The sequence below is a fragment of the Sporosarcina sp. FSL W7-1283 genome (genome assembly GCF_038003105.1).
In the GTDB taxonomy this organism is placed as follows: Bacteria; Bacillota; Bacilli; order Bacillales_A; family Planococcaceae; genus Sporosarcina; species Sporosarcina newyorkensis.
In genome coordinates, this window is record NZ_JBBOOL010000001.1 from 1,164,132 (window position 1) to 1,180,965 (window position 16,834).

Annotated in this window: 16 protein-coding genes; 12 read left to right on the plus strand and 4 right to left on the minus strand. The window is 42.4% G+C overall.

The window, feature by feature from the left end; all coding sequences use genetic code 11:
* The first annotated feature begins 3 nt into the window (after nucleotides 1–3).
* The 5 genes from MKY93_RS05420 (at nucleotide 4) to MKY93_RS05440 (ending at nucleotide 5,121) form a co-directional block, all read left to right on the plus strand.
* Complete coding sequence (locus MKY93_RS05420) at nucleotides 4–981, plus strand: alpha-ketoacid dehydrogenase subunit beta (RefSeq protein WP_340758493.1); 978 nt, start codon at nucleotides 4–6, stop codon at nucleotides 979–981.
* 39 nt (nucleotides 982–1,020) lie between these two features.
* Nucleotides 1,021–2,379 (plus strand): dihydrolipoamide acetyltransferase family protein, encoded by a 1,359-nt coding sequence (locus MKY93_RS05425; protein WP_340758494.1) that lies wholly within the window; start codon nucleotides 1,021–1,023, stop codon nucleotides 2,377–2,379.
* A 5-nt stretch (nucleotides 2,380–2,384) separates the two neighbouring features.
* Nucleotides 2,385–3,797 (plus strand): dihydrolipoyl dehydrogenase, encoded by a 1,413-nt coding sequence (gene lpdA / locus MKY93_RS05430; RefSeq protein ID WP_078817843.1) that lies wholly within the window; start codon nucleotides 2,385–2,387, stop codon nucleotides 3,795–3,797.
* Between the two features lie 76 nt (nucleotides 3,798–3,873).
* Complete coding sequence (locus MKY93_RS05435) at nucleotides 3,874–4,836, plus strand: NAD(P)H-dependent flavin oxidoreductase (RefSeq protein ID WP_340758495.1); 963 nt, start codon at nucleotides 3,874–3,876, stop codon at nucleotides 4,834–4,836.
* A gap of 12 nt (nucleotides 4,837–4,848) precedes the next feature.
* The gene (locus MKY93_RS05440) at nucleotides 4,849–5,121 is read left to right on the plus strand and encodes a UPF0223 family protein (protein ID WP_078817841.1); all 273 of its coding nucleotides are present in this window, start codon (nucleotides 4,849–4,851) and stop codon (nucleotides 5,119–5,121) included.
* Between the two features lie 97 nt (nucleotides 5,122–5,218).
* Here MKY93_RS05440 and MKY93_RS05445 read toward each other — a convergent pair whose 3' ends face one another.
* Nucleotides 5,219–5,851 (minus strand): YktB family protein, encoded by a 633-nt coding sequence (locus MKY93_RS05445; RefSeq protein WP_176132552.1) that lies wholly within the window; start codon nucleotides 5,849–5,851, stop codon nucleotides 5,219–5,221.
* Nucleotides 5,852–6,010: 159 nt separating this feature from the next.
* On the opposite strand from MKY93_RS05445, the gene MKY93_RS05450 reads away from it, so the two are divergent.
* Both MKY93_RS05450 and MKY93_RS05455 read left to right on the plus strand, forming a co-directional pair.
* Entirely contained in the window at nucleotides 6,011–6,211 is a 201-nt protein-coding gene (locus MKY93_RS05450) for a hypothetical protein (RefSeq protein WP_009765647.1), read from the plus strand.
* Nucleotides 6,212–6,362: 151 nt separating this feature from the next.
* On the plus strand, nucleotides 6,363–7,154 hold the full coding sequence (locus tag MKY93_RS05455; protein ID WP_078817840.1) for an inositol monophosphatase family protein: 792 nt from the start codon (nucleotides 6,363–6,365) through the stop codon (nucleotides 7,152–7,154).
* A gap of 67 nt (nucleotides 7,155–7,221) precedes the next feature.
* Here MKY93_RS05455 and MKY93_RS05460 read toward each other — a convergent pair whose 3' ends face one another.
* Complete coding sequence (locus MKY93_RS05460; RefSeq protein WP_009765645.1) at nucleotides 7,222–7,407, minus strand: YlaF family protein; 186 nt, start codon at nucleotides 7,405–7,407, stop codon at nucleotides 7,222–7,224.
* Nucleotides 7,408–7,705: 298 nt separating this feature from the next.
* Between MKY93_RS05460 and typA the strand changes: the two genes are divergently transcribed.
* Both typA and MKY93_RS05470 read left to right on the plus strand, forming a co-directional pair.
* Entirely contained in the window at nucleotides 7,706–9,547 is a 1,842-nt protein-coding gene (gene typA, locus MKY93_RS05465; protein ID WP_009765644.1) for a translational GTPase TypA, read from the plus strand.
* 24 nt (nucleotides 9,548–9,571) lie between these two features.
* Nucleotides 9,572–9,907 carry a YlaH-like family protein gene (locus tag MKY93_RS05470; protein ID WP_245799498.1) on the plus strand — a complete coding sequence of 112 codons (336 nt, stop codon included), beginning with the start codon at nucleotides 9,572–9,574 and terminating at the stop codon, nucleotides 9,905–9,907.
* Nucleotides 9,908–10,766: 859 nt separating this feature from the next.
* Here the strand turns inward: MKY93_RS05470 and MKY93_RS05475 are convergent.
* Both MKY93_RS05475 and MKY93_RS05480 read right to left on the minus strand, forming a co-directional pair.
* Nucleotides 10,767–10,970, minus strand: a complete 204-nt coding sequence (locus tag MKY93_RS05475) for a YlaI family protein (RefSeq protein ID WP_078817839.1) — start codon at nucleotides 10,968–10,970, stop codon at nucleotides 10,767–10,769.
* A 13-nt stretch (nucleotides 10,971–10,983) separates the two neighbouring features.
* On the minus strand, nucleotides 10,984–11,484 hold the full coding sequence (locus tag MKY93_RS05480) for a hypothetical protein (protein WP_078817838.1): 501 nt from the start codon (nucleotides 11,482–11,484) through the stop codon (nucleotides 10,984–10,986).
* A gap of 351 nt (nucleotides 11,485–11,835) precedes the next feature.
* Here MKY93_RS05480 and MKY93_RS05485 point away from each other — a divergent pair, with 351 nt between their 5' ends.
* From MKY93_RS05485 to pyc, 3 genes are all read left to right on the plus strand, one after another.
* Nucleotides 11,836–12,117, plus strand: coding sequence for a YlaN family protein (locus tag MKY93_RS05485; RefSeq protein WP_040758289.1), 282 nt, complete (start codon nucleotides 11,836–11,838; stop codon nucleotides 12,115–12,117).
* A gap of 64 nt (nucleotides 12,118–12,181) precedes the next feature.
* Nucleotides 12,182–13,348, plus strand: a complete 1,167-nt coding sequence (locus MKY93_RS05490) for an FtsW/RodA/SpoVE family cell cycle protein (protein ID WP_009765638.1) — start codon at nucleotides 12,182–12,184, stop codon at nucleotides 13,346–13,348.
* A gap of 14 nt (nucleotides 13,349–13,362) precedes the next feature.
* Nucleotides 13,363–16,809, plus strand: a complete 3,447-nt coding sequence (pyc, locus tag MKY93_RS05495; protein WP_078817837.1) for a pyruvate carboxylase — start codon at nucleotides 13,363–13,365, stop codon at nucleotides 16,807–16,809.
* The last annotated feature ends 25 nt before the right edge of the window (nucleotides 16,810–16,834 follow it).

A 16,834-nucleotide genomic window follows, 5' to 3' on the forward strand; every position in this document is an offset into this window, starting at 1 on the left:
TCGATGGCACAGTTGACAATGATTCAAGCAATTACAGAAGCACTTCGCACTGAACTAAAAGCGGATGAAAATGTTTTGTTGTTCGGGGAAGATGTAGGTGCAAACGGAGGTGTCTTCCGGGCGACGGAAGGCCTTCATAAAGAGTTCGGGGAAGAGCGTGTATTCGATACGCCGCTTGCCGAATCAGGAATTGGCGGATTGGCAATCGGGCTGGCGTTGACCGGCTTCCGTCCCATCATGGAAATTCAATTCTTTGGCTTTTTATTTGAAGTAATGGATTCCGTTAGCGGACAATTGGCTAGAATGAGCTTTAGAACGGGTGGCCACTTCAATGCACCTGTCACGATTCGTGCGCCGTTTGGCGGCGGGGTAGCTACTCCGGAAATGCACGCAGATAGTTTAGAAGGCCTTGTGGCAGCGCAGCCTGGTTTAACAGTCGTCATCCCTTCTACACCTTACGATGCAAAAGGCTTGTTGATCTCTGCGATTCGGGATGATAATCCTGTAATATTCTTAGAGCATATGAAATTATATCGTTCATTCAGACAGGAAGTACCTGAAGAGGAGTATACAATTCCGTTAGGGAAAGCAGATGTTAAGCGTGAAGGAACAGATTTGACGATCATTGCCTACGGTGCGATGGTTCAAGAAAGCCTGAAAGCTGCGGAAGCGTTGGAAAAAGAAGGGTATTCTGTGGAAGTAATCGACTTGCGGACGATTCAGCCACTCGACATCGAAACAATTATTAACTCTGTCGAAAAAACCAATCGCGTGATCGTTGTTCAAGAAGCGCAGCGTCAAGCAGGGATCGCAGCGAATGTCGTAGCGGAAATCACTGAACGAGCAATTTTGAGTTTGGAAGCGCCTGTATTGCGTGTAACAGCGCCAGATACTGTTTATCCGTTTGCAGCTGGTGAAAATACATGGCTTCCGAATGCGAAAGATATAGCAGCAAAAGCAAAAGAAGTACTGACATTTTAATCAGACCAATTGTAAGACAATCCAGAAAGGGTGAATTACGTGACCTATGAATTTCGTTTACCGGACATTGGGGAAGGTATACATGAAGGAGAGATCGTAAAATGGTTTGTGAAACCAGGCGATTCGATCCAGGAAGATGATACATTGCTAGAAGTACAAAATGATAAAGCCGTGGTGGAAATCCCATCACCTGTATCAGGTACAGTTGAAGAAATCTATGTCAATGAAGGCACAGTGGCAGTTGTTGGCGATAAGTTAGTTCGTTTTGACGCACCGGATCATGATATTCCGGATCATGATGAGGGCGCTGGTCAAGATTCTTCATCCGAAGAAGCGAGCGCTGAAAAATCACATGAACAAGTGGAAGAGGCGTTTGGCGCAGCCGAAGCGAAAAAGCCGGAGCAGCCTGCTGATGATCACCAACCTGTCGGAACAAAACAAGAGGGTTCTTCACAATCTGCTGATGAACATCGCAGAGTAATCGCTATGCCTTCTGTCCGTAAGTATGCAAGAGAGCAAGATGTAACGATTTCAAGCGTTACAGGCAGCGGGAAAAACGGCCGGGTACTTAAAGAAGATATCGATGCATTTAAAGCAGGCGGTCAGCAACAGCCAAGCGCAGAAGCTCCTCAAACAGAAGAGCCTGCGGTGGATGAAACTGTTTCAGAAAAACAGAAACCTGTTTTTGAAGGTGAATTCCCTGAAACACGTGAAAAATTGTCTCCTATACGTAAAGCGATATCGAAGGCTATGTCGAATTCCAAGCATACAGCAGCGCATGTTACATTGCTCGATGAAGTAGATGTCACAGCACTTGTTGCACACCGAAAAGAATTCAAAGCGATTGCAGCGGAAAGAGACATTAAGCTGACGTACTTGCCGTATGTTGTCAAAGCTTTGGTAGCGACTCTTCGTGAATTCCCGCAACTGAATACATCACTGGACGATGCGACGGAAGAATTGATTCAGAAACATTATTACAATATTGGGATTGCGGCAGATACAGATCGCGGCCTTTTGGTACCTGTCGTGAAGAATGCAGATCGTAAATCCGTGTTCTCTATTTCGAATGAAGTAAATGAATTGGCTGAAAAAGCTCGTTCAGGTAAATTGCAAGCTTCAGAAATGAGAGGCGCGTCATGTACGATCACGAATATCGGCTCAGCAGGCGGCCAATGGTTTACACCAATTATTAACCATCCAGAAGTAGCTATTTTAGGTGTCGGAAGAATTTCTGAAAAACCTGTAGTAAAAAATGGTGAAATTGTAGCAGCACCTATGTTAGCATTATCTTTAGTGTTCGATCACCGAGTAATTGATGGCGTAACGGGGCAATTAGCGTTAAACTATCTTAAGGAATTACTAGGTAACCCATCACTTTTATTAATGGAGGCGTAAAGCACATGGTAGTAGGAGATTTTCCAATCGAAGTAGACACACTCGTAGTCGGGTCAGGCCCAGGAGGGTATGTAGCAGCAATTCGTGCAGCTCAACTGGGACAGAAAGTAACAATCGTAGAAAAAGAGACGATAGGCGGCGTTTGTTTGAACGTAGGATGTATTCCATCCAAGGCGCTGATCTCTGTCGGACATCGGTATGCAGCAGCTCAAGATTCTGATTCTATGGGGATCACTACTGAATCTGTCAAATTAGACTTCTCAAAAGCTCAGAAATTTAAAGACGGAGTAGTTTCTAAATTGACAGGCGGCGTGGAAGGACTCTTAAAAGGCAATAAAGTTGAAACTGTTAATGGTGAAGCATACTTTGTGGATGCTAATACAGTACGTGTGATGACAGATAACTCTGCACAAACATATAAATTCAATAATGTGATCATTGCAACAGGTGCACGCCCTGTCGAAATCCCATCGTTCAAATTTACTGACCGTGTAATTAATTCAACAGGAGCTTTAAATCTGAAGGAATTGCCTAAAAAACTTGTCGTTATTGGTGGCGGATATATCGGCACTGAGCTAGGTTCGGCTTATGCGAACTTAGGTTCCGAAGTGACGATCATTGAAGGGGCAGATGACATTCTTGCAGGCTTTGAAAAACAAATGACTCAAATCGTTAAAAAAGGCCTGAAGAAAAAGGGCGTTGAAGTTGTCGTTAAAGCATCTGCTAAAGGTGTAGAAGAGACAAAAGATGGTGTAGTAGTAACGTATGAAGCAAACGGTGAAGAAGTAAAAGTTGAAGCGGACTATGTTCTTGTGACAGTTGGCCGCCGTCCGAACACTGACGAAATCGGTCTTGAAGGACTAGGCTTGAACATGACAGACCGCGGCTTGATTGAAGTGGATAAACAGTGCCGTACGAATGTTCCGAATGTCTATGCAATCGGTGATATCGTACCAGGTCCACAACTTGCTCATAAAGCTTCCTATGAAGCGAAAATCGCAGCTGAAGCAATTTCTGGTGAGAAATCTGAAGTAGACTACTTGGCTATTCCGGCTGTCTGCTTTACAGATCCTGAACTTGCTACTGTTGGTTTGAATGAACAACAAGCAAAAGATGAAGGTTATGATGTAGTAAGCGGTAAATTCCCGTTTGCTGCAAATGGTCGCGCACTTTCTTTGGATGCAACAGACGGCTTCGTGAAGCTTGTTGCACGTAAGGAAGACGGTTTGCTTCTAGGTGCACAAATCGTTGGTGAAAATGCTTCTGACATGATTGCTGAAATGGGACTAGCCATTGAAGCGGGAATGACTCTTGAAGATATTTCTATGACGATCCATGCGCATCCTACACTTGGCGAGATTTCCATGGAAGCAGCTGAAGTTGCTCTTGGTAAGCCAATCCATATGATGACGAAATAAAACAACTAGAAATTAAACAACTCATGGGGATTACTTTCTCATGAGTTGTTTTTGAATTGAGAAAAGGGGTGGAGTTGTGATTTGGAAAACAAGGGTGACTGAGTTGTTTGGAATTGAATATCCAATTGTACAAGGAGGTCTTGCGTATTTAGCTTATGCAGATTTGGCTGCGGCAGTTTCGGAAGCTGGAGGTTTAGGGCAAATTACCGCAATGAGTCTACCTTCGCCGGAAGCATTGAAACAGGAAATACGCAGTGTACGAAGGAAAACAGCTAAGCCGTTCGGAGTGAACTTCGCAATTGGTAATCACGGCAGAGCGTATGAATCGATGGTGGAAGCTGCCCTTGAAGAAGATGTAGAGATTCTTTCGGTGACAGGTGGAAATCCAGCACCTTTATTTGATATGCTAAAAGGAACGAGCGTTAAAAAGATGGTATTGGTAGCTGCAAGGAGACAGGCACAAAAAGCAGAAGAAATTGGTGCGGATGCAGTTATTGCTGTCGGACAGGAAGGCGGAGGTCATCTAGGGCGCGATGATATTGGAACAATGGTGCTGATTCCTCGAATTGCAGACGCTGTGAGTATCCCTGTCATTGGTTCAGGTGGAATAGGAGACGGCCGCGGCTGGATGGCTGCGCATGCTCTTGGCGCGGAAGGTATTGAGATGGGTACCAGATTTATCGCCACAAAAGAATGTGTTCATGCATCTGAAGCTTACGTTCAGTCCTTGCTGGACAGCACGGAGCAAGATACTACGATAATTAAAAGAACAATAGGAGCACCGGCACGTGCATTGAAGAATGAATGGACGGAGCAGATTTTGCGGTTAGAGGCTGAGGGCGCCGATTATGAGGGATTAAAATCGTATGTCAGCGGCGAAGCGAACTGTAAGCTCATCCACGATGGAGCTGCAAGCGAAGGCTTTGGATGGGGCGGTCAGATCGCTGGAATGATTGACGACGTCCCGAGTGTTTCTGAGTTATTTGCTCGAATGAAAAATGAAGCTGAAAACATCCGAGAAAAATGGTATATCCAATAAGGGGAGAGCTAAATGGCTGAATATCAATATCCGCTGCGAGCAGATTGGTCTACGGAGGAAATCGTGTCAGTAATCGATTTTTTCACTAAAGTAGAACAAGCCTACGAGTCTTCTGTTGAGCGAGAAGATTTTATGAACCATTATCGTTCATTCAAGAAAGTTGTGCCCTCTATGGCGGAAGAAAAGACGTTGTGTAAAGAGTTCGAGGAAAGCAGCGGTTATGTCGCTTATCGAGTTGTAAAGTTAGCGAGAGAACGCAAAGCTGGAGAGTTGTTAAAAGTGTAATACTTATAAATCTAACACTGCTTGCATTGAAAAAAACATACTGAAAAACACGGTATCAGAAGTAAATTACTGATACCGTGTTTTTTTGTTCAACATATCAATCATAAGAATTTATCACAATATCATAGACAGGCAGAAGGTGATTGAACGTATCTGTGGCAAAGTTGTAAAATTGCTGCTCTGTCATTTCTGCTGCATCCTCTTTAGATAGATGCCGTCCGACTAGAAATTCAGCTTTCTTCACTGTCTGCAAGCGCTCCAACAGCTTTTTAAGGCCTTCTGTACGTACTTCGCTAATTAAGTCGACATCCGGCTTCATATGATCCCCCGAAACAATGAAATCATTCGGCAAAGACGTCAAAACTTCCAAGTTTTTTTCTAACCGTTCTGCAATCCCTTTTTTATCAGGATTTTCATAAATAATTGCCAGCACGATGAATAAATGAGTGCCCCACAAGCCAATCTGAAAGTGAGGTAACGCTTTGTATCCTCTTTTCGCGGGAGCGAATGCCACCCAGCTATCTTTTGGTGGATTTACTGTACGTCTAGCATGTTTTGCAACATGAGGGAAAAATTCTCCTTTACCGTGAGTTGAAAGGGTGTGTGAAAAATGGTCTCCTAATTCCTTGAATTTCGGTTGAATTTTTTGTTGCAGTGCAGCCATGCGTTGATCAAGGCCTTCTATCGTAAAAACATTGAAATCTGTTGCTGACCAATAATTTTGAGTCAATGAAATTCTCCTCCAGTTTGAAATGTCTACGTTTATCTTATCAATAAACGGGGAATAATTTAAAATAACAAGGCTTCTAACCACTTAAAGTCGGAATTTTCACATACTATGATATAAGGCGGTTAGTGAAAGCTAATTAATTAAAAGGGGTGCTTACTCATGAAACAAGTTGTTCATTTCATACGCAAAGAAGATGTGGAAAGAGAATATGTCCGAACGCTGAATTTAGAACTTGATTACGAATTGGCGACTCTGTATGATGCATTGCAAGAAGAGGATTCAAAACAAGTTGAAAAAAGTAAACAACGGCTTGCTGAAATCCACAGCGAGTTGGAGACGCTAAATGTTTTCACAGCGTGAGTGTCGAATTGTAAAAGGCATCCCCATTTCCTTCAGATTTGAAGAAAATGTGACGGATGCCTTTTTACTTAACAGGCTGTAACCGTATTCTCTTCTGTTCTTTCTACTGTATGTTATACTAACACTAGTCGGAATGGGAAGAGGTGGCAAGATGAATCTTAATGCGATCGATCGATATGCAAAATCGTTAATCAAAGAGGCTGGCCACAAAATACGTGTGTCTTTTTTTAATACGATAGACATCGATTCAAAAGCAGATGCAAATGATTTAGTTACAAATATCGACAAGGAAATCGAAAGGTTCGTTGTGGATCGAGTGAAACAAGATTTTCCGGAACATAAAATTGTTTCTGAAGAGGGATTTGGAGATAAAATTACTTCATTGGACGGGACTGTATGGTTCTTGGATCCAATAGATGGGACGATGAATTTCATCCATCAAAGAAGGAATTTCGCTATTTCCTTGGGGATTTATGTAGACGGCGTGGGGATGCTGGGCTACATATATGATGTAATGGGTGATGATTTATATCACGCTGCAAAAGGCGAGGGAGCTTACTTCAATGATGAGCGACTTCCACAACTTGAAATAACGCCTCTTGAGGAAGCGTTAATTGGTATTAATGCAAGTTGGGTGGCGCCAAACACTAAGGTAGATAATGATAAAATCATTCAACTCGTAACTCGTTGTAGAGGAACGCGCTCTTATGGCTCTGCGGCGATTGAGTTAGCATACGTTTCATCAGGCAGGATCGATGCCTATATCTCGATGCGATTAGCGCCATGGGACATAGCGGGCGGCATCGTAATTGCCCAAGAAGTAGGAGCTGTAGCAACAAGCTTGCAAGGCGAAGCGCCTCATTTACTTGGGACGGATACATTTATTGTAACACGACCAGGTTTGCATGAGGAAATACTATCAAAATATATCCGACTAAAATAAAAAAGGGGCTGTTTGTTAAACCGGTTTGGTTTAATGTACAGTCCCTTTACCTGTATGTAAAATATAGTTACAATGTACCTTGTTCGCGCATACGAGCTTTTGTTTTAAAGCCATTCCCCATGATTAGAATAAGGGCGACGATGGCAAGAACGACAACAAAAATGCTCCGCATGCCTATCCCAATGCCGATCGCAGACATAGATAAAACGGCCCCAAGTGAATAAAGAACAAAAATCCACTTAATATCTTTCAAGAAAATCCCTCCTTATCAATTATGCCTCGGTGTAATTGTGTCCAGATTTTGAATTGTGCTTAGGCCTGCGTGACGCAGGCAGTTAACCTTTAACACCATCAAAATCGGAGGCTATCTCTTTGTTCAGCAAGCATTTGAGCACCCGCTGAACAGGAAATAAAACTGCAATCATCCCAACCACCTATAGAGGTGGAAGTCTTCTGCTGAAAAAAGATAAAATTAAATATTATTGAAATGAACTATCTTGTGCTATAATAACACAGTTGAACATCTGAAAAAAGATAAACGGAGTGAAAAAATGACAAACGAACGAGCAGATCTTAGAAATATTGCAATTATAGCCCACGTTGACCATGGTAAAACTACATTAGTTGACCAGTTGTTAAAACAGTCAGGTATTTTCCGATCAAATGAGCATGTAGACGACCGGGCGATGGATTCTAATGAATTGGAACGTGAACGCGGAATTACGATATTAGCTAAAAACACAGCTATTGAATATAAAGATACGAAAATTAACATCATGGATACACCAGGACACGCGGACTTTGGTGGAGAAGTGGAAAGAATTTTACGAATGGTAGACGGCGTAATCCTAGTTGTCGACTCGTTTGAAGGGTGTATGCCTCAAACTCGCTTCGTTTTGAAGAAAGCATTGGAAACGAACTTGAAACCAATCGTTGTAGTAAATAAAATTGACCGTGAATTCGCAAGACCTGAAGAAGTGGTTGATGAAGTACTGGAATTATTCATTGAGCTGGATGCGAACGATGAGCAATTAGAATTCCCTGTAGTGTATGCATCAGGCTTTAATGGTACTGCGAGTCTTTCGCCGGATCCAGCAACACAGGAAGATACTTTGCGTGTTCTATATGATGCGATTTTGGAACATATCCCGGCGCCGATCGATAATCGTGATGAGCCTTTACAGTTCCAAGTGTCTCTATTGGACTATAATGATTATGTTGGCCGTATCGGAATCGGACGAATTTTCCGTGGAACGATGAAAGTAGGCGAGCAAGTCTCCGTATTGAAACGTGACGGGTCTGTGAAAAATCTACGCGTGACTAAATTATATGGATTCATGGGTCTAAAGAGAGTGGAAGTTGAGGAAGCTTTTGCGGGAGATCTCGTGGCGGTTTCAGGAATGGGCAATATTGATGTCGGAGAGACTGTATGTCCGACGGATCATCAGGAAGCTCTACCAGAACTTCATATTGATGAGCCGACGCTTCAAATGAGATTTTTAGTGAACAACAGTCCATTCGCAGGTCGGGAAGGTAAATGGGTTACAGCCCGGAAGATTCAAGAGCGTTTGGATCAACAATTGGAGACGGACGTTTCATTACGTGTAGATCCTACTGATTCCCCGGACGAGTGGATCGTTTCAGGACGCGGTGAGCTTCATTTATCCATCCTAATTGAAAATATGCGTCGCGAAGGATATGAATTGCAAGTATCGAAGCCGCAAGTCATTATCCGTGAGATTGACGGTGTGCGTTCCGAGCCTTTTGAGCGTGTTCAGATCGACGTTCCAGAAGATCATACGGGTTCGATCATCGAGTCGATCGGTGAGCGAAAAGGTGAAATGTTAGATATGATCAATAATGGGAATGGACAAGTTCGTCTAATTTTCCTAGTGCCTGCGCGTGGGTTGATCGGTTACACAACTGAATTCCTTACATTGACTCGTGGTTATGGTATCTTAAACCATACATTTGATAGCTATAAACCGGTCACTTCAGGTAAAATTGGTGGAAGAAGACACGGAGTTCTAGTTTCTATGGAAAATGGAACTGTGACGGGCTACGGAGTTATGCAACTAGAAGACCGTGGTACAATGTTTGTTGAAACAGGTGCTGAAATCTATGCAGGTATGGTAGTGGGCGAGAGCAATCGTGACAGCGATTTGACGATTAACTTAACAAAAGTTAAGCACGCGACTAATGTCCGTTCTGCTACGAAAGATCAAACGGTTACGACGAAAAAACCGCGTATTATGTCACTAGAAGAAGCTCTTCAGTATATTGGGGACGACGAGTATTGTGAAATTACCCCACAAACGATTCGTTTACGAAAGAAAATTCTCGACAAGAGTGAACGTGATCGCGCAAATAAAAGGAAAAAACTTGGGGAATAATATAGATAGAAGGGAATGTATGGAATGAGAGTAGAGGATTCGGAAATGGTCTACAATCGGATGTCGGGAATCGCACGGATGGTCTATGAACTAGCTCCTAATTTCGACATCGCGGGCTATATTCTGTTCGCCCTCGTTTTCATCATGTCTGCTATTGTTTATAAGCTTGGATTTGCGAAAAAAATCAATTTTTGGCAGAATGTCGTAATCTATGCATTTTTGTTTATAGGGTGCTTGGTTTTGACTTTCTTGGCCTTCTTCCTTCCAATCGTAGAAGGATTGATCGTAGCCGCTGCCATTCTTATTATTTACCGTGTTCGTCGTTTAAATGAACATAAAAAAGACTCCGTTGTGCAATGACAACGGAGTCTTTTTATGTGAATAGAAGAATTCGACAGAGGGTACGGCACCGTTGATTTGCGTTCCGGGTGGACGCTTTCCGTGGGGCGCTCGGTGAGCCTCCTCGTCGCTTCTGCGGGTTCTCACCTGTCGCGCTGTCCCCCACAGGAATAGCCGTAACGTGGAACTGCTTTTGCGAACAAAAGCGTAGCGTTGAGAGCATATCTTTGCCTTTCGCCACCCTGCACTCCGATCAACTGCGTATTTAACTGAAGTTATTGAGTGTATCTTCGCGCTCAGAAAGCTATAAAACAAGGAAGAACATCTCGGGACTTAAAGGCTTTTCATTACGAGCAAGCAAACACTTGCTGTAAACGAAGAATTCAATACGTATCCGAGCTAACTATCTAGATTGGAACAAAAGCAAAGTGTTAGCGGCACATTTCGCTTAATGTCTTTGAACATAATCAAGGAAAGATGCCCGTTTTATAATCTGAGTAAGGCTATTCTTCTTAGATTTTAAGAAAAAATCCAGTGAGATTGCTATATGCTTCTACATTCGAAGTAAGGATTGGAGCGGAAGATGGGGCGACTTCGGGAGGATCAGCGTTCTTCTTGTGGCCTTGGACTGTGCAAAGCGTTAGGAGTATGTGCTGTAAAAATTCTGCAAAGAAACACAGTAATTTTACAAATCGGACCCTTCGCTGTTCGATTAGCTCTAGCCACTCCCTACGGAAAATGTCTCCATTTGGAGCGCAAATCCTGAACCGCAATCCCAGCTTTCTTTTATTGATTTTAAACTCCACTACTCAGCACTTAAAATATCTATAAAGCAAAAAACTCCGTTGTGTGATGACAACGGAGTTTTTTGCTTTAAAAATCAAAAATCTTTTTCAGTTAAGTGTGAACTTCGATGGAAAACGAAGTTGCCTGTTGCTATTCTCGACTCGGTTAATTCGCTGATTCGCAGCTTGCATGTGGGACACATATATGTGTGAATGGGCCGATTTCGCAGCTTTTTAGCATGAGGATCATCATCTGCTAACTGGTCGATTTGGTCGCATAGGACGCATTTGACACGCATGCGGTCATCTCCTTCAATCCACTTCGATTGCTTGAACATGACGGATCGGGGAGTGTTGATTCGAGCCGTCCTTAAATAGTACATGTACAGGCCCGTCTTCTCTCAGAGGTTTGCCTTCATGACTGAATTTAAAAAGAATATTTGTAGCATCGGAAAGTGGATACGTGTATTTTTCATTGTCTTTTGTAATGAGTGAAAACGTTGATGCGCTAGCATTCGGCACTGCATTGTGAATGAAAGGCTCTAGAACCATAGCGAAGCTGCCTGTCAACATTTTATCTTTTTCATATCTTTTTTCACTTTTTAAAGTTGGCGGATATGTAGCACCTTCCATGATTTCTCTTGACCAGTGCTTGCCCATTTTTTCTTTATACTCTTCCATTTCATCTCTTTCAACAAAATCCTCTGTAAAGAAAATATCTAGATCTATACGCCGATCGTCAAATATCCAAACTGTAGGGTCCAATGTGATAGCGTGCTTCACATTACCTCTAATTGGTACAATTGATTCCAAAATTCTTCCCCCTCAATCATTATCCATTATGCCACGGCAGAATTATATCCGGATTTTTCGAGCTTGCTCTAAATCTCTGTGACATTCGCCGGAAGCTTTATCTGAATTCAACAAGCGTTTGAACACCATCTGAACAGTAACAAAATTGCATTTCCCTCACTGCCTTTAGAAGTGGAAGCTTTCTGCTGAATTCAAATAAACTATTTTAAGTATACCTTTTCATCATAGAAGTGAAAAGGAATTCATTTTGGTTATATATTTTCATCGGGTAATACTTGCAATTTTTAATTGCAAAAGATACAATTTAGACATCAACACCTTGCGGGAATAATGAATAATGGGGGCGTCTCCATGGATATAGAAGTTCAAGATACTTACAAAGAAAAAGCGATGAAGCAGCTGCATATAGATGCGGAGAAGATTGCTAAGTTGATAAAGGTTCAGATGGACAACTTAACTATGCCGCAATGCCCGCTTTACGAGGAAGTGCTCGATACGCAAATGTACGGGCTATCTCGTGAAATTGATTTTGCTGTGAAACTCGGTCTGGTTGAGCAAGAAAAAGGCCGTGAGATACTCGCGTTGTTGGAAAAAGAGTTGAACGTCTTGCACGAACTGTATACAAAAAAATAAATGAAAGACTCAAACTTCTCATACGGTTTGAGTTTTTTATTTAGGACGATGAGGTAGCTAGTACATGAAGACTTATGTAAACCGAATTCTACGAAACTTTGATTATCCGCTATTTGCAGTCTATTTGATGCTCTGTTTATTCGGATTAATTATGATTTACAGCGCTAGTATGGTATGGTCAGTAAATATTTATAATTTTGAACCAACTCATTTTTATCGAAAGCAGTTAATAAATCTGATTATTGCTATACCTGCATTTCTTATAACAGCCATCATACCTTACAGACATTATCGAAATAAAAAATTCTTGTATCTCACAGTTGGAGTAATGTTTGCTCTATTAATTCTTGTCAAGATGATTGGTTTCGGAGATACGGTAGGCGCGAAAAGTTGGATAGCAATTCCGGGATTAGGAAATCTTCAGCCGACAGAAGTAGCTAAAATTGCATTTATCATTTATTTCTCAGGTGTATTTGCGAATAAATATTATGCAGGTACGCTTGATGAAATTAAGACTACCATCATTCCGACATTCTCCGTATTGACCGCTTCACTTGTTCTAGTCATCCTGGAGCCTGACTTTGGAGCGACTATGATTTTGTTCCTTGTTGCGGTGTCAGTAATTGCAGCAAGTGGAATGAATATGAGGAATTATTTGAAAATTAGTAAGTTTTTTGCTGTATTAGGGGTTGCGTTGAGCCTCCTTTTATGGATAAAGTGGGATGACGTCATGACGGGTTCCCGTATCGGACGTTTTCTTGCATTCACCGATCCGTTTGAATATATTCAAGGGTCGGGTTTACAAATTGTCAACGGTTATATTGCAATAGGTGCCGGTGGCTTGAAAGGGGTGGGGCTTGGAAACTCTATACAAAAACTTGGTTATTTACCTGAACCTCATACAGATGTCATAATGGCAGTAATCTCAGAGGAAACTGGTTTGTTGGGTACGACGGCTGTTCTAGGAGGTTTGCTTTTCATTGTATCGAGGGCGTTTATTGTCGCCTTGCGCACGAAAGATGCACATGCAAGAATGTTGGCAGCCGGTGTCGGTAGTCTGATTTCCATTCAGACACTAGTAAACTTAGGTGGTTTAACAGGATTAATTCCATTAACAGGTGTCACGCTGCCGTTTATTAGCTATGGCGGTACGTCTGTTGTCTTCTTGTCGATTGCGCTTGGTATACTGATGAATGTATCTATGTTTGTGAAGTATGAGAAATCGAAGTAGAGAGGATTGTGTTGTTGGTGGAGAGAAGAGAGATTAAAAAAGTGCTGGTCGCAAACCGCGGGGAAATTGCGATCCGAGTGTTTCGAGCATGTACAGAATTAGGTATTGCTACAGTTGGTATTTATTCAGCAGAAGATCGTGCATCTTTACATCGATATAAATCCGACCAATCGTTTTTAGTAGGTGAAGGAAAAAAACCGATCGATGCCTATCTGGACATTGAAGGGATTATAGACATTGCAAAGAAAGCAAATGTTGATGCGATTCACCCGGGTTATGGATTCCTAGCAGAGAATGCAGAATTTGCGGCTCGGTTGGAAGAGGAAGGTATCATTTTTATCGGGCCAACATCTAAACACTTAGAGATGTTCGGGGATAAAGTGAAGGCGCGCGAGCAAGCAATTGCAGCGGAAATTCCAGTCATTCCAGGAACGGACGGACCGGTAACTTCTGTCGAGGAAGTAGAGGCTTTCGGTGCGCAGCATAAATACCCAATTATTATAAAGGCTTCATTAGGCGGAGGCGGACGTGGCATGCGTATCGTGGAATCTGCAGATGAAGTACAAGAAGCGTATAATCGTGCGAAATCTGAAGCGAAATCAGCTTTTGGTTCGGATGAAGTATATGTAGAAAAGTATATTAACCAGCCAAAACATATCGAAGTGCAAATACTTGGTGATACATATGGGGAGATTGTCCATCTGTATGAGCGTGATTGTTCGATCCAGCGACGTCATCAGAAAGTAGTAGAAATTGCACCTTCCATCTCTTTAACAAATGAATTAAGAGAATCTATTTGTGAAGCTGCTGTCAAGTTGGCTAAAAATGTAGGCTATATAAACGCTGGAACCGTTGAGTTTTTAGTAGCAGACAACGAATTTTATTTCATAGAAGTCAATCCGCGTATTCAAGTGGAACATACTATAACTGAAATGATTACAGGTATCGACATTGTCCAATCGCAAATTCATATTGCAGGGGGCGAAGAACTTCATTCTGGCAAAGTAAATATTCCTGAACAACAAGACATTCCATTGTTCGGTTATGCGATTCAGTCTCGTGTAACGACGGAAGATCCGCTAAACGATTTCATGCCGGATACTGGAAAGATGAGCGTGTATCGTTCCGGAGGCGGATTTGGGGTTCGGTTAGATACAGGAAACGCATATCAAGGCTCTGTCATCAGTCCATACTACGATTCATTGCTAGTCAAAGTTTCTACGTGGGGACCGACATTTGGCGATGCTGCAAGCAAAATGCTCAGAAATTTGAAGGAATTCAGAATCAGAGGGATTAAAACTAACATTCCATTCCTTGAAAATGTAGTATGCCATGAAGACTTTTTATCTGGCGAATACAATACGAGCTTTATTGATGAAACACCCGAGCTATTTGTCTTTGATAACAGACAAGACCGCGGTACGAAAATGCTATCCTATCTTGGAAACGTTACCATTAATGGATTCCCAGGCATTGATGACCCGACACGACCTGTTTTGCACCCGGTGAGGATTCCTGAGATTGACAAGAATGCTCCGCTGCCGAAGGGGACAAAGCAAATATTGGACGAGCAAGGTCCGGATGGGTTGGTCGACTGGATTCGCAAGCAAGAAGATGTGTTACTGACGGACACGACTTTCAGAGATGCACATCAGTCTTTGTTAGCAACACGCATGAGAACATCTGAATTGACTAAAATCGCTACGGAAAGTGCGCATCTACTGCCAGATTTATTTTCCTTTGAAATGTGGGGAGGCGCCACATTTGATGTTGCTTATCGTTTCTTGAAGGAAAGCCCGTGGGATCGTTTGGAAAGACTTCGTGAGCAAATTCCGAACGTATTGTTCCAAATGCTCTTTAGAGGTGCTAACGCAGTCGGTTACACGAATTATCCGGATAATGTCATACGGGAGTTCATTAAGGAATCTGCGGCATCTGGAATTGACGTGTTCAGAATATTCGATAGCTTGAACTGGATCAAAGGAATGGAAGTTGCCATAGATCAGACGCGCGCGTCAGGCAAAATTGCAGAAGCAGCAATTTGCTATACAGGTGATATTCTCGATGATAATCGTGCCAAGTACACGGTCAATTACTACAAAGAAATGGCGAAAGAATTAGAAGCAGTCGGTGCTCACATGTTGGCAATTAAAGATATGGCGGGGTTATTAAAGCCTGAAGCTGCCTATCGACTAGTATCCGAATTGAAAGCTACTACTGATCTTCCAATTCATTTGCATACACATGATACAAGCGGAAACGGAATTTATATGTATGCCAAAGCGATTGAAGCAGGTGTGGATATCGTTGACACGGCAATCGGCGCAATGTCTGGCATGACATCTCAGCCTTCTGCTAACTCACTGGCATATGCACTGCAGGATAACCAGAGGAAAGTTCGTGCGGAAACAGAGTCCTTAGAAAAACTTTCTCATTATTGGGAAGACGTAAGAAAGTATTACAAGCCATTTGAGAGTGGTATGAATAGCCCGCACTCCGAAATCTATGTTCATGAAATGCCGGGAGGCCAGTATTCCAACTTGCAGCAACAAGCGAAAGCGGTCGGTCTTGGTGAGCGCTGGGAAGAAGTAAAGAAAATGTATTCTCGTGTAAACTTCCTGTTCGGAGATATTGTGAAGGTAACTCCATCTTCTAAGGTAGTAGGGGATATGGCACTTTTCATGGTTCAAAACGACTTGAATGAACACTCAGTCATTTCTAAAGGTCAGTCAATTGATTTCCCGGAATCGGTTATTGAATTCTTTGAAGGCTCGATCGGACAACCTTATGGCGGCTTCCCGAAAGAACTGCAAGAGGTAATATTGAAGGGCCGAGAAGCGATTACAGTTCGTCCTGGTGAGCTGTTAGAACCTGTTAATTTTGAAGAAGTATTGAGCGAACTGACGGAAAAGATGGAGAAGCCTGCTACGATGCATGATGCGCTAGCTTACGTCTTGTATCCGAAAGTGTTTGAGGAATTTATCGAAACGAGAAAACAATTCGGCGATGTTTCGGTAATTAATACGCCTGAATTCTTATATGGTCTTCGTTTAGGCGAGGAGATCGAGATTGAAATTGAAATCGGCAAGACTTTGATTGTTAAGCTTGTATCGATTGGAGAGCCGCAGCCAAATGGAACTCGAGTACTTTACTTTGAGTTGAATGGTCAGTCGCGTGAGGTCGTCATTCAAGATTTCCAAATCGAGACGAAGGACGTGAAGAAACAAAAAGCAGACCCTTCAAATGAGACTCATATCGCGGCTACAATGCCAGGAACTGTACTTCAAGTAGCTGTGTCATTAGGCGCTAAGGTGAAACGTGGAGAACATTTGCTGATTACAGAAGCGATGAAGATGGAAACAACGATCCAAGCTCCATTTGATGGCGTCGTGAAAGCAATTTACGCTGGTCCAGGAGACTCTATCTCGACTGGTGACTTACTAATTGAAATAGAACACTAAGAAACAGCTCCTACAGCCTTATGTG

Excerpts from the sequence above, each read along its gene's own strand:
- MKY93_RS05420 (WP_340758493.1), top strand. The coding sequence starts at position 4 with ATGGCACAGTTGACAATGATTCAAGCAATTACAGAAGCACTTCGCACT.
- lpdA (WP_078817843.1), top strand. The coding sequence starts at position 2,385 with ATGGTAGTAGGAGATTTTCCAATCGAAGTAGACACACTCGTAGTCGGG.
- MKY93_RS05440 (WP_078817841.1), top strand. The coding sequence starts at position 4,849 with ATGGCTGAATATCAATATCCGCTGCGAGCAGATTGGTCTACGGAGGAA.
- MKY93_RS05450 (WP_009765647.1), top strand. The coding sequence starts at position 6,011 with ATGAAACAAGTTGTTCATTTCATACGCAAAGAAGATGTGGAAAGAGAA.
- MKY93_RS05455 (WP_078817840.1), top strand. The coding sequence starts at position 6,363 with ATGAATCTTAATGCGATCGATCGATATGCAAAATCGTTAATCAAAGAG.
- typA (WP_009765644.1), top strand. The coding sequence starts at position 7,706 with ATGACAAACGAACGAGCAGATCTTAGAAATATTGCAATTATAGCCCAC.
- MKY93_RS05470 (WP_245799498.1), top strand. The coding sequence starts at position 9,572 with ATGAGAGTAGAGGATTCGGAAATGGTCTACAATCGGATGTCGGGAATC.
- MKY93_RS05475 (WP_078817839.1), bottom strand. The coding sequence starts at position 10,970 with ATGCGTGTCAAATGCGTCCTATGCGACCAAATCGACCAGTTAGCAGAT.
- MKY93_RS05485 (WP_040758289.1), top strand. The coding sequence starts at position 11,836 with ATGGATATAGAAGTTCAAGATACTTACAAAGAAAAAGCGATGAAGCAG.
- MKY93_RS05490 (WP_009765638.1), top strand. The coding sequence starts at position 12,182 with ATGAAGACTTATGTAAACCGAATTCTACGAAACTTTGATTATCCGCTA.